This window comes from Pedobacter sp. KBW01 (assembly GCF_003852395.1).
Lineage (GTDB): Bacteria > Bacteroidota > Bacteroidia > Sphingobacteriales > Sphingobacteriaceae > Pedobacter.
Window position 1 is genome coordinate 90,634 of record NZ_QAJQ01000011.1, and the last position, 13,383, is coordinate 104,016.

Sequence of the window (13,383 nt, forward strand, 5' to 3'; positions counted from 1 at the left end):
TATTCCCAAAGCGAACAAGATGAAAAAAAGCGACATAGCAATTATTGGAATGTCTTGCATTTTTCCGGGTGCGAAGGATATACAAACCTTTTGGGAGAATATCATCAACCGGGTAGATGCTACGCAACAGGTTCCGGCCGATCGGATTGATCCGGTACATTTCGACAAAAACCTGGGGGGCGTTGATCGTTTTTACTGCAATCGTGGTGGGTTTATCCCCGATCATCAGTTCGATCCGCAGCGCTTTGGCATTTTACCATTAGCGGTTGAAGGTACCGAACCCGATCACCTGCTAACCCTCGATCTGGTTCACCAGGCACTCGAAGATGCAGCGGTATTCGAAAAAAAATACTCCCTCGATAAAACAGGGATCATCATTGGCAAAGGTAATTACGTAGGTCCGGGGGCAACCCGTGCTATCGAAATTGTGCGCACAGGCGAGCAGATTTCGAGCATACTGAAAGATCTGATGCCCCAATTGAGCGAGGCTGAAATAGAAAAGGTAAAACACGAATTCCAGTTGCGTAAAGGCCGTTTCAGCGCCGATACTGCCATGGGATTAATCCCTAATTTAGTGGCTTCGCTTGTAGCAAACCGGCTTAATTTAGGCGGTTTGGCCTTTACTTTAGACGCAGCCTGTGCCAGTTCGCTCATTGCGGTTGATCATGGCGTGCAGGAACTGAATAGCGGCCGTTGCGATATGATTATTGCCGGCGGTGTACATTTGGGTCAGAATGCTGCTTTCTGGAGTATTTTTTCACAACTGGGTGCTTTATCCAAACAAGAAAAAATCAAACCTTTCGATCAAAATGCCGATGGCTTGATTATTGGTGAAGGCTGTGGTTTTGTGGTGCTTAAACGCCTCGAAGATGCCATCCGCGACCAGGATAAAATTTATTCGGTGATTAAAGGTGTGGGCATCAGCAGTGATGGCAGCGGAACCAGTGTAATGAGCCCCTCGGTTAAAGGCCAGTTAAAAGCCATTACCGAAGCATGGAAAAATGCCGGACTGGAAAGTAAAAATATAGGCTATTTAGAAGCCCATGGTACCGGTACTCCACTTGGCGATAAAACAGAAGTAGAAACCCTAAAACAGTTTTTTGGTCAGGATGCTGATCTTCCAAAGGCTGGTATCGGTTCCGTTAAATCGAATATCGGTCATGCCATGCCTGCAGCAGGAATTGCCGGTTTGATTAAATCGAGTTTAGCACTGTATCACGGCATCATCCCTCCTACTTTACATTGTGATGAGCCCCTCGCGCAACTGGCAGAAACCCGTTTTTCTGCTGTACAGAAAGCTTCCGACTGGAACCAATCGGGTTTACCAAAATTAGCGGCCGTAAATGCCTTTGGTTTCGGGGGGATTAATGCCCATGTGGTATTAAGCGCTTATGATAGTCCTAAAAAAGATGAGGTTTTGGTAATTGCAAGGTCAAATCATGAAAGCTTGATCCAATCGCTCGAAAATGGCGATTATAGCATCGGGCAGGGTAATTTCCGCTTGGTACTGTTCAACCCGAGCGAAGAAAGGATCAAAAAAGCCTTAAAAATTGTAGCTAAAAATTCTCCATGGAGAAATAAACAGGATATCTGGTACACCAATTCGCCTTTATTGGCCAACGATGGCAAAATAGCCTTCGTTTTTCCGGGTTTAGACGGGCTTGCCGGTGGCGAAATTAAATCGGTAGCCGATTATTTCAACATCAATATCGATGAGAACGACAAACAGGATGGACTTTTAAGCGAGGCGCTCAATATCCTGAACAAAAGCAGCGTTTTAGACCAGGCTTTAAAACAATTGGGTGTTAAATCGGATATGAACGCAGGCCACAGTCTTGGCGAATGGCTTGCAGCAAGATCTTCGGAATTGGCAGAAGAAAGTTCGGTAATGAATTTACTGAAAGTACTTAACCCCGAAACTTTTGAACTTAAAGATTCGCGCTTTATTGCAGTTGGTGCTGGTTTGGCTACCCTTCAACCCATTATAGAAAGTATCACTGATTTATACCTCTCGAATGATAACTGCCCGCAACAGGTAATTCTTTGTGGCAGTAAAAATGCGCTTGATGAGCTGGTGCCGATATTAAAAGCGAAACAGATTTTTCATCAGATCCTGCCTTTCCAGTCGGGTTTCCACTCACCATTTGTGGCCGATAAACTGGGATTGATCCTCGAGGGCATGCAGGATATGCAGTTCAGGAAAACCACAACGCCGCTTTGGTCGGCTACTACCCTGGAAACTTATCCCGAGGGTTTCGAAGCCATCCGCCAGTTAAGTGCCGAACACCTGATTAAACCCGTGCGTTTCCGCGAACTTACCGAAAAACTGTATGCAGAGGGTGCACGTGTATTTATCCAGGTAGGTTCGGGTGGTTTGGTGGGCTTTATCGACGATACTTTAAGGGGCAAAGATTTTAGCACCATTAGTGCCAACGTGCCCATCCGTTCGGGCATTACGCAATTGCAAAGGGTTTTGGCTGCACTTTTTGTCGAAGGGAAAGAAATCGGGCTTCATTACCTGGGCAACATTAAATCAACGCCACCGCAAAAAAACAAAGGTATTAAGCTCGAACTCGGTTCGCCAATTATCCATAACCTGCAAACGCTTAAAGGTTTAACCATTAAGCAAGCTCAGCCAGCACAACCTAAAACTTTTGTAGAAGCTAAACATCCCGTTTTACAGGCTTTTAATGAAAATGTGATGGAAATGATCAACATGCAGAGCGAAATGATCGGGCTTTTCGAAAATGCTGCGTTTCAGGTTGATCAGCCAGTTAATTGGGCACCAGCCACGCCGGAAAAACCAGTCAGACAAGCATTCAGCAAAACGTTGGATGTAAGTTTGGAAAACTGCCCTTACCTTATCGATCACTCGCTGTTGAGGCAGCCAAAAGGTTGGCCAACCGTAGAAGATATGGATCCGGTGATTCCGATGACCATGATTTTTGAAGTATTTGCCGAAATAGCCAATGCGCAATCGCCCGAAGAAAAAGTGCAAAAAATTATGAATATGCGCGTTTTCCAATGGATGAATGTTGTTAAACCTTTTCAGGAAACCGTAACAGGCGAGTGGAAAGACGAACAAAGGGTTTACCTTAACCTTGAACGTTTTGCCAATGCAGAAGTACAGCTTGCAGCACAGTTAAGCCCTGCTCCAAACCGGAATTTCGACATCGGAAGGTTATTGGATATCGACCGTACATCCGAACAGATTTACGATGCACACATGTTCCACGGACCAGATTACCAGGGTATCAAAAAACTAGTCGCTGTTGGCGAAAAAGGAATTACCGGTATTATCGAAGCTGCAGGAGGAAAAGGTTCTTTATTGGATAACGCCGGTCAGTTGTTCGGTTTGTGGTTGCAGCTCACTTTAGAAAAAGACCGCATTGCTTTTCCTGTTAAAATTCAGGAAATAGAATTTTTCGGTGATATGGCCGATCAGCAAGGCACTTTCGAATGTACCTGCGTGCTAACCGAAATCAATGATGAATTTGCCACGGCCGATATCGTGATGAAAAGGGATGGTATTACCTGGTTGATTATTTCGGGTTGGCAGAACCGCAGGCTCGAAATAGACGAACCGCTTTGGAATGTATCCATGTCGCCACTACACAACCGTTTATCAGAAGAAGTTGCACCTGGTGTTTTTCTTTTCGGTAACGCTTACACACGTGTGGTATCATGGGATTTTATCCTGAAAAGGTACTTCAACCAAACGGAAAAGAAACATCACAACAACCTTTTGCCCAATAAAAGAAGAACCTGGATGATCAGTCGTGTGGCTGCAAAAGATGCGGTAAGGAATTTACTGAATACGCAGAAAAACCAGGCCTGCTACCCGATTACCTTCGAAATTTATTCAGACGAACACCGCAAACCTTATGTTAAAGGTGGTTTAACGGATGATATCAACATTTCTATTGCGCATAAAGGCACCGATGCCGTTGGCATAGCCCGCTTTAACGAATCTGTTGGCATCGATATCGAACATATAGAAGAACGCAGCGCAGGTTTTTTTGATCTTGTTTTTAATGAGCATGAGATGGCCCTGCTGCAAAACCGCGACAAAATTGAATGGGCAACCCGTTTTTGGGTAGCCAAAGAAGCTTATGGAAAATACCTGGGCAAAGGCTTACAGGGCAACCCCAAAGCCTATACCGTAACGGAAGTAAACGGCGAAGAATTACGCATTAATAACACTACAATTAAAACAATCAAACATAAAAACTATATCATCGGATGGACACTATAGCAACTACGAAACTGAGTAGCGAAGAAATTTTCGACCTCATGAAAAAATTTATCACTGAAGTAATCGGCGAAGAATTTGTTGAAGAAATGGATATCACCCCCGAAAGTTCTTTCACCAAAGACCTCGAAATGGACAGCATTGAAATTGTATCCTTTTCCGAAAAAATCAAAGCACATTTTGGTGAGCAGATCGATTTTACGGGCTGGTTATCGTCAATGGATTTAGATCAGCTGATTAACTTAAACCTGGGTATGATCATCTCTTATATCGAAGAATGCCAGTCATAACGGTAAACGGCAAATCGGTTCATATTCAGGAGCTCAACAAAGGGGCTGCCGAAACCATCATCCTCATTCACGGGATGTTCAGTAACCTTTCTGTCTATTATTTTAATATCGCACCGCTGCTGGCCACAAAATATCATGTGGTACTTTACGACCTGAAAAGTCATGGTATGAGCGAAAAAACATTGCTCGGCTATGATCTCGAAAGCATGACTAACGATTTGCTTGCACTTATGGAGGAATTAAACCTGCAGCAAGTGCATTTGGGCGGTTATAGTTTTGGCGGATTGATAGCCTTAAAAATGGCTATCCGTTTTCCGGAGCGTATTAACAAACTGGCCGTAATAGAGGCGCCCGATCCAAACGATGATAAAACAAGGGGCATTATTGACGAGTACAGCCGCGAGTTTCTGGAACATTACGTCGAAAATTTTACCGATACCACCAAAGTTAAAATGGGCAAAAGACAGATGGAACGCAACCACCGCATGTACGAATACCTTTTTTATCAAACTTCGATCAAAACCGATATGGAGCTTGAAAAAGACTTTTTCGGCACCCCGGCAATCGGAACCATAAAATTAACTACCCTATTACTGTATGGTACCGATTCTAATTGTTTAAATGCAGGAAAGCACCTTGATGAGCTGATCGAAAATGCAGATTTAATTGCCGTTCCGGGCGATCATAATATCCCAATCCAACAACCATTAGTTATTGCAGAAGCATTATTAAACTTCTTCCAGGAAAAATAAAATTAAACACAGATGGCAAAATTCGTATTTGTAGTTCCTCCCCTAACCGGCCACATTAACCCAACTTTGAGTATGGGTGCAGCTTTATTGGATAGAGGCCACCGTGTAGCATGGATTACTTTAGATCAATCGCTGGGCGATAAACTTCCTGAGGGCAGCGAGTTGCTTGTGATCAGCTACGACCAGAACGACCAGCAGAAAAAAGATTCAGAAAAATACCTCGATATTATCACCCAAAAAATCGTTTACGGCATCGATAGCATCAAATTTCTGTACGAAGAAGTGCTGATTCCGCTAAACAGGCACAGTTATGAAGGCATTGCCGATCTCCTCGATCAGTTTAAGCCCGATTTGGTGATTACCGATCACCAGATGTTTGCCGGTGCCATTGCTGCAACCAATAAAAACTATCCTTATGTTACTTCGGTTACTGCCCCGGCGGCGATAAAAGTAATGGATGAGTTGCCAAAAGTGCACGAATGGGAAGTAAACCAAATTGTAGAACTGCAAAAAGAATTTGGCATTACTGCAAGCGGCTCTATTGCCTGCTCCGATTTGGCTACTTTGGTATTTACCTCGCGCGTTTTTTTTGGCGAGATGGATTTACCTGAACATTTTAAATTTGTAGGCCCTGTTTTTAACCGCCGCAAAACAACTATTCCTTTTAACTGGGAAGCATTTAAGAACATTACCCAACCTAAAATACTGGTAAGCATTGGTACCACCTTCGATCATGAACATAAAAAGGCATTTTTTGCCAAGGTAATCGAGGCTTTTAGCCATGAAGACCTGCACGTGGTAGTGGTTTCAGATCCTGCTTTATTTAACGAGTGGCCGGCTAATTTTACCGTGCAGCGCCAGTTACCACAATTAGAACTTTTACCACACCTTGATGCCGTGGTTTGCCATGGCGGCCACAATACCGTTTGCGAAACTTTAATGAACGGACTGCCCATGGTAGTGATCCCGATTGCTTACGACCAGAGCCATGTAGCCGGACGTGTTTTCAGGGTTGGTGCCGGAGAACGCTTAAACTTTAACCGTTTTAAAGCCAGTCACCTTAAAGAAGCCGTAAATAAAGTGCTGCAGAACAACAGTTATAAAACAGCTGCAGAGCAAATTAAACAATCTTTTATCCAGGCAGGTGGAACAGAAAGTGCCGCCGATTTACTGGAAGCTTTAAGCAACAGAACCTCAAACGTTTTCATCAGTTAAATTATACATTATGTCAAAATTCCTTTTCGTTGTCCCGCCTTTTTTTGGCCATATCAGTCCAACTTTAAGCATTGGCGCAAGTTTACTGGCCCGTGGCCATGAAGTAAAATGGCTTGGCATTACCCCGCTTGCCCAGGTGCATTTGCCCGAAGGTGGCGAATTTATTTACCCGGAAGAAGACCTGGTTGAATATGCTGATGAAATACAACGTATTTTAAAACGTCAGGATGATGGCCCTGCCTGTTCTGGTCCTGAGGTGATGAAACTGGCCCTCGAAGAAACTTATGTGCCTTTTGCCAAAATGATGATGAAAGGTCTGAACAACTTTGTGGATGCATGGAAACCTGATGTAATTATTAACGATTGCATTACCTTTGCCGGTGCATTAAGTGCACATTTAAAAGGCATTCCATCGGTTACCACTACTCCGGTACCGCCCGATGTAATGGGCGATACCGCCAACAGCGCACCTAAAATATTCGAATGGCAACAAAACCTGATTAAGGGCTTACAAAGGGAAGTGGGCATTTACAGCGATGATATCCACATTCATTCGCACGAGCTGAACATGGTTTTTACCTCGCAGGCTTTTGCCGGTTTTGAAGAAAAACCACCGCACATGCATTTTGTTGGCCCCGTAAAAGGCAGGCCAAATTTAGCGCCTTTTGATTGGGAACGTTTAAGTCAGGCAACTACACCAAAAGTATTTGTTTCATTAGGGACTTTGCTTGTTGATATCCGTAAGGAATTCTTTCAGAAACTGATTACCGCTTTCGAGAACGAACCCGTAACCATTGTAGCTGCAACCAATCCGGATATTTTCGAAAAATGGCCCGATAACTTTATTGTAAACGGTTTTGTGCCACAATCAGAACTGATGCCGCACATGGATGCTGTAATCTGTCACGGAGGTTTTAATACCGTAAACGACACCTTCACCAATGGTTTACCGATGTTGATTACACCTATTGCCTACGATCATTTCCATACGGCAAAATTAATTGAAGGCGCAGGCTGTGGCGTGAGCATCCGCTATAAACGTTTACGCATCAGCGATTTAAGAAACACTATTTTCATGCTTTTGGAAAACCCGAAATACCGCAAGGCCGCACAAAAAATAAAAGAAACATTTATTGCCGCTGGTGGCAATGATAAAGCAGTACAATTGCTGGAGGATTTTGCCAGAACAACAACATTAGAAGCGGTTTAATCCCAGATCGTCATTTCGAGCGGAGTGCAACGCAGTCGAGAAATCTATCGTACATAGATCTCTCCATTCCACTGCGTTTCAGTCGAGATGGCGAGTTTTATACAACACTAACCTAAATGAAAAGAAAACTGCTATTTGGCGAAAGGATGTTATACGGAGATGGCGAAAGCCCGTTTAACATTGTAATACCATTCAAAATCCGGGGAAAAATTAAGGAGGATGATTTAAAGTTTGCCCTGTTCAAAATCCAGAAAAAACACCCCTGGTTAACTGCAGCCATACGCTTTGATGAAGATAAGAGACCCTGGTTTGTAACCAATCTTACCGAGGTTTTTAAAATTCCGGTACGCATTGTGGAGCGCTTAAGTGATGAACACTGGGAACAGGAATCGACCCAGGAGTGGAAAACGGTTTTCGATGCTTCAACCGCGCCACTCTGCCGCATTACCTGGATAAAGGGAGAAAACATTTCCGAAATCCTGATGGTGTACCACCACTGCCTTTGCGACGGTACCGCAGCACTTTCTATTTTAACTGAGCTGCTTCAGCTTTTAGACGATCCGGATACCGATATCGGCAAGGAAATTCCCATTATGGGCGTAAAAGATGTAATACCGGCAAAGGTATTGAACAGTTACCGCAACCGCACCAAAAATGGTTTGATCGGCAAAATTGCCACACTTGCCCTGTGGATGATCCCTATCAAAAAAGTAGCGATTGAACGTAAAAGGGACTTTATGCTCCGCTGGAGATTCAATCAGGAATTGACCAAAGCCATTATCAGTTTCTGTAAAACCAATCAGTTTACCGTAAACACATTGTTGAGTGCTGCCGTTTTAACCGCTTTTAAAGAGGTTAGGAAAGAAAAAGCATTCAACAAGATATCCCTTCCGGTTGATATCAGGAATTTTAATCCGATCATTAAAAAAGACCACATTTTTGCCTTTGGTTTAATGATCGTGCTTTCCCTGTTGCCCGAAAAAGATTTTCTGGAAAATGTGAAGTTCCTACAAAAAGAGGTGAACGATAAATCGGCCAAACTCAATCCATACAGCCTCATGATGATGATGGAATCCTGTCACCCGGCACTTAAAAATTTCACCAATTTCTTAAAATATGGCAAATCGAGTAACGATTGTATGTTTTCTAATTTGGGTAAAATCGACATTCCCTACCAATATCAACATTTTGAAGTAGAAGCTATATTTAGTCCTTCGGTAATGGGACCTTTAGGTAATACCACTACCATGATTGCTTCTACCTACCGCAACCAGATGGATTTTACTTTTGTGGCCAGCGAAGGCTATGTGCCTTTTGTAGAAGCCCAAGCAATCAAAGAGCGGGTAATATCCATACTTAAAAGCCAGATCGTACAACCCATTGAAATTTTAAGCGCAACCGCATGAGAAGAAGATTAATTTTAGGAGAAAGAATTATGCATGTGGATGCTAAAACCCCTTTAAACTGTGTTTTTACAGCTAAGATATTAGGCAGTATCAGCAAAGAAAACCTGCACAAGGCATTGCATAAAATACAGCAGAAACATCCGCTACTGCAGATGAATATCGATGCAACTGGCAAAGTCCCTTATTTTATACTGAACGCTAACATTGGTAAAATACCTGTTAGGATTGCTGAACGTTTTACCAACGAGGATTGGCTCGCGGAATCTAAAATGGAATGGTACAAACTGTTCGATACCCAAAACGAACCATTGGCAAGGGTAGTTTGGTTAAAAGGAGAAACTGAATCCGATCTTTTACTCGTACTTCCGCATTGTATCTGTGATGGCACCACCATTTTAAACCTCTTGCGCGAACTGATGACTTTGATTGATAATCCCGAACAGGAGCTTGCACCCTATCCATCATTTATTTCGGTAAACGATCTCCTGCCCGAAGATTTTTCCATCACCAAATTCGCCCATTTTAAAGGAAAGATTTTTGCAGCACTCGGCCGTTTGTTTTTCTTTTTTAAGGCTACTTCAAATCACAATCTAGATCGGAGTAATTATGCCGTTCACTGGAAAATCAGTACCGAAAACACCAAAAAATTATTACTGAAATGCAAAGCGGAAAATACCACTGTGCATGCCGCCATCTGTGTGGCATTTATGGAAGCCTTTAAACAGGTGCAGGGAGAAAAAGCTCACGGTAAGGTGATCTGTCCGGTTGATATCAGGCGCTTTGTCGAAGCCATTAAACAAGATACCATGTTTGCATTTGCACCCATTGCTGAGCTAAAGCTCGATCAAACTGAAAATAGTTTCTGGACAAAAGCACAGACGTTAAAAAGTGACCTGGATGCAAAAGTTGCTGAAATGAAAGTTTATGATCTGTTAAGCATGAGCGAATATTTCCATTCATCGGTAAATAAAATGATCGGATTTTTGAGGACCACAAAAGGCACCCACGATGTGACATTAAGCAACATGGGGCTTTTAAACATACGGCAGGATTACCAGAATTTCAAGATTGAAACCATATACAGTCCCACGGTGGCTTTTCCATGGAGAAATGCCAATACGCTGGTGTGCAGCACTTTTAACGGACAACTGGATTTCTCTTTTATGTCTAATGAATCTTTTTTAAGGGAATTTGATGCCTGGCAGATCAAAGCCAGGGCAATGGAATTAATTAAGGAAAATATAAACGAATTGGCCGATGTCTGATTATGTAGAATACGATGAGCAGACCAAGGTATCTAACTGGCGGAAGTTTGTGCGCAAAAACCTGCTTTTGCACCTCATTCCCAATACCATACTGAATACTGTTGTTCCTTATTTTGCTTTTAAGATGCAAAATTCGGTACATCTTTTTAATGGAGAGCAAAACCTCGCCAGGTTTTTACTGCCTATGTCTGCATTGCTCCCTTTTATGGTTACTTTTGATATTTTAAAGAAAATAAAGGAGTTACAGCATTCAGAAGCCATTAATTATAAAGTGGACGAAAAAATAACAGGATATTCCTTTATTCTAAAGAAAGCCGGCCTTAATGGGCTGTATAGTATTGCTATTGTTTTTGCTTTTATGCTTGCACTGCATTTCTCCTTCCCGCCTAACCACGATTTCGGCATTACCCCATCTGCAGTTTGTGCAGGTTTACTGGCTGGTTTATACTCCGTTACTTTTTTCTACCTCGCCATCAGGAAGTTTAAGTTTGAAGTGATGTAGTGAAAAATCATTATCACAAAGTCGTCATCTCGACCGGACCGCAGTGGAGCGCCCGCCCGTACAGGCGGAGAGAGATCTACTCGAGATAGATTTCTCGACTTCGCTCGAAATGACGGTACCGAGGGAACTTCGCTACATTAATACTTCAATAAAAAACGTCGTCATCTCGACCGGAATGCAGTGGAATGCCTGCCCGTACAGGCGGGGAGAAATCTATCGAGACACATCTCTCGACTACGTTGCACTTCGCTCGAAATGACGACACTGAATGGGCTGTTACTAATATTGATTTTTATGAAATAAATTAACCCTCAGGATGACAGCTATGCTTAAAAGCGGTTCATTACTCCAACCACACCATCTGCGTAAAAGCGCCGTTGGTTGCAATATCCCAGGCTTCTACCCTTACCCATTTACGACCTTTTAAGTTGACCGGCCATTTGAAATCCTTTTGACCAAAAGCCTGCGTAGTATTTAAATTAATCCGGTTACGATAAACCTTTTGCCCATCGCCCGATACAATCTCTACAAAGCTTAAAGGAAAAGTCCATTTCAACTGCATATTAACGCTGGCTTTACCGGTAGCATCAGTTTTCAAGATTTCTCCTGCACCCTTTCCGTTAATATTGAATGCCGGGATCAATACTTCTCCAGAAGAAACAAAAAACTTCCCTTGTCGCATCACATCCAAAACCGGATGCCATCCATCGGCATAATTCGGTACTTTATCCAGCTGTAAATAATTCACATTTAAATGCGCATACATTTCGTTCTGCTCGGTAATGGTAAAAATATCAGCTTCAGAAATTACATGTTTTTTCAGCCCCCAGTTAGCCATATCATCCATCAGGTTCAATACCCTTTTACTTAATGTTGGCAATGAAAGATCAGCCGGGATGGCTTTCCATGCAGCGCCCAAAAAGGTTTCTGACTTAAAAAAATCTTCGTCTTTGTATTTATCCGGATAACCTGTTGATGCTTTCGTTCTGGCATGGGCCGTCCAGGCTAAACCCTTTTCTTGTTCCAGCAACTTTAGCATTTCTACTTTATCGTTAATCCGGTAAACTTTTCCATACTTCGGATCGTTGCTTTCGAAAGGTTTATCGCTTTGCCTCGACATGATCCAATAAACCGGCTTGGGAAAAAAGGCCAGCCAATGGCCGCCATAAAAATTATTGGCTTCTTCTCCAGGTAACAATAAAAAGTTTGGATCAGATAATCGTTTGGTCTGCTTAAACAGCTCATCCAGTTCTTTTAGACGAATAGAATCTGGTCCTTTTGGATGGCCCGGTCCGTGAAATTCGGCAAGCTTAACAATATTTAAACCCGTTTTTTTAAGCACATCAACAAACTCAGGCTTTTCAGGAATAGGTTTCCCGCTGAGTACCACATCTGAAATAAATTCATTGTGAAAATGGCTGGCCATGGTTTTGTAACCTGCCAACGGAACGTAAGAATCGTTATGTGTAAACTTTTTAACTTCATCCAAAACTACACCTGCTTTGCCGGTACTCAATAAACAGAAAAAATTAAGGCGCTGTTGTGTATTTGGTGGCGCATTAAACCAGGGTACATAACGCTTATCGCCCAAAGGGTCCTGACGGATACCAATACCGAAACCAGGAATCAGATTTAAATAATTACCACCTTTCCATGTAAATTTAAGATTGAAGGCTTCATCCAAAGGATAAAAATATTGATGCGGAGCCGGAAACAAAGCCAAACTGCCAGCCTTATTTTCTCCAATTACGGTGCGGTATTTCACTTCGAGGGTTTTAGCTGCATCTGTTTCTACCGCTTTCTCTGTTTGAAGCTGTCCTTTCACATCTGACCAAACGATATTAGCCCACATATCCTTTTTATTAACCAGACCGGCATCATACAGAATTGCCGTAGAATCTTTTGCAGTGGATACTACCGCAGCAACATTAAACAACGGACTCCCGTTATACAATGTAATTTCTAAAGCACCCTTAAAAGTTTCGGCGCTTAAACCCGCTATTTTAATAATGGTTTGGCTACCCTGAGTGCTGACACTGGCTGCTCCCTTTTCGAATTTTACGGCGTTGGTGGTATATGGTCGTGTAGGTACCCGATCAAAAAACACATCCCAACCCCCGCTCGAAGGGCTTAAAGTACGTTTACCTACTCTCAACACAAACGCCGGATCAAGATTAGTTACAATTTCTTTTAAAGCACCTTTTTTCCCCAGCTGCAAGCTACTAAACAAAGGTTTGGTATTATCGAGGTTTAAAACCATTTTCCCCATATCCCCTTTTCCAACGGGCCAGGTTAAAACCAGTTCATTTTTATTGGAAGAAACGGTAACTCCGTTATTTTTGAATGATTTTAAGCTCACTTGTCCTTTTGCATAAAAAGCTGAAAAACAAGCCATAAGCAACATAAAAATGCTATTCTTCATATTTGGTTAATCGTTTTAGTAAGGCAAGATAACGATTACAAACAAAATATAGCCTGTTCATGCATTATC

9 protein-coding genes are annotated in these 13,383 nt (G+C 42.6%); 8 read left to right on the forward strand and 1 reads right to left on the reverse strand.

What is annotated here, in order from left to right:
• Positions 1 to 19 precede the first annotated feature (19 nt).
• The 8 genes from DBR40_RS12745 to DBR40_RS12780 all read left to right on the forward strand — a co-directional run bounded on the left by DBR40_RS12745 (position 20) and on the right by DBR40_RS12780 (position 10,892).
• Positions 20 to 4,255 carry a type I polyketide synthase gene (locus DBR40_RS12745; protein ID WP_124560136.1) on the forward strand — a complete coding sequence of 1,412 codons (4,236 nt, stop codon included), beginning with the start codon at positions 20 to 22 and terminating at the stop codon, positions 4,253 to 4,255.
• Positions 4,243 to 4,542, forward strand: a complete 300-nt coding sequence (locus DBR40_RS12750) for an acyl carrier protein (protein WP_124560137.1) — start codon at positions 4,243 to 4,245, stop codon at positions 4,540 to 4,542. Before DBR40_RS12745 ends, DBR40_RS12750 begins: the two co-directional genes overlap by 13 nt.
• Positions 4,530 to 5,294: an alpha/beta fold hydrolase gene (locus DBR40_RS12755; RefSeq protein WP_124560138.1), complete on the forward strand. Its 765-nt coding sequence runs from the start codon at positions 4,530 to 4,532 to the stop codon at positions 5,292 to 5,294. The genes DBR40_RS12750 and DBR40_RS12755 overlap by 13 nt, the downstream gene beginning before the upstream one ends.
• A 12-nt stretch (positions 5,295 to 5,306) precedes the next feature.
• Complete coding sequence (locus DBR40_RS12760) at positions 5,307 to 6,509, forward strand: glycosyltransferase (protein ID WP_124560139.1); 1,203 nt, start codon at positions 5,307 to 5,309, stop codon at positions 6,507 to 6,509.
• 10 nt (positions 6,510 to 6,519) lie between these two features.
• Positions 6,520 to 7,719 carry a glycosyltransferase gene (locus DBR40_RS12765; protein WP_124560140.1) on the forward strand — a complete coding sequence of 400 codons (1,200 nt, stop codon included), beginning with the start codon at positions 6,520 to 6,522 and terminating at the stop codon, positions 7,717 to 7,719.
• Between the two features lie 116 nt (positions 7,720 to 7,835).
• Positions 7,836 to 9,125, forward strand: coding sequence for a condensation domain-containing protein (locus DBR40_RS12770; RefSeq protein ID WP_124560141.1), 1,290 nt, complete (start codon positions 7,836 to 7,838; stop codon positions 9,123 to 9,125).
• Complete coding sequence (locus DBR40_RS12775; RefSeq protein WP_124560142.1) at positions 9,122 to 10,390, forward strand: condensation domain-containing protein; 1,269 nt, start codon at positions 9,122 to 9,124, stop codon at positions 10,388 to 10,390. The genes DBR40_RS12770 and DBR40_RS12775 overlap by 4 nt, the downstream gene beginning before the upstream one ends.
• Positions 10,383 to 10,892 carry a hypothetical protein gene (locus DBR40_RS12780; RefSeq protein WP_124560143.1) on the forward strand — a complete coding sequence of 170 codons (510 nt, stop codon included), beginning with the start codon at positions 10,383 to 10,385 and terminating at the stop codon, positions 10,890 to 10,892. The genes DBR40_RS12775 and DBR40_RS12780 overlap by 8 nt, the downstream gene beginning before the upstream one ends.
• Positions 10,893 to 11,235: 343 nt before the next feature.
• Here the strand turns inward: DBR40_RS12780 and DBR40_RS12785 are convergent, their stop codons facing one another.
• Positions 11,236 to 13,314, reverse strand: a complete 2,079-nt coding sequence (locus DBR40_RS12785) for a hypothetical protein (protein WP_124560144.1) — start codon at positions 13,312 to 13,314, stop codon at positions 11,236 to 11,238.
• Between the last annotated feature and the right edge of the window lie 69 nt (positions 13,315 to 13,383).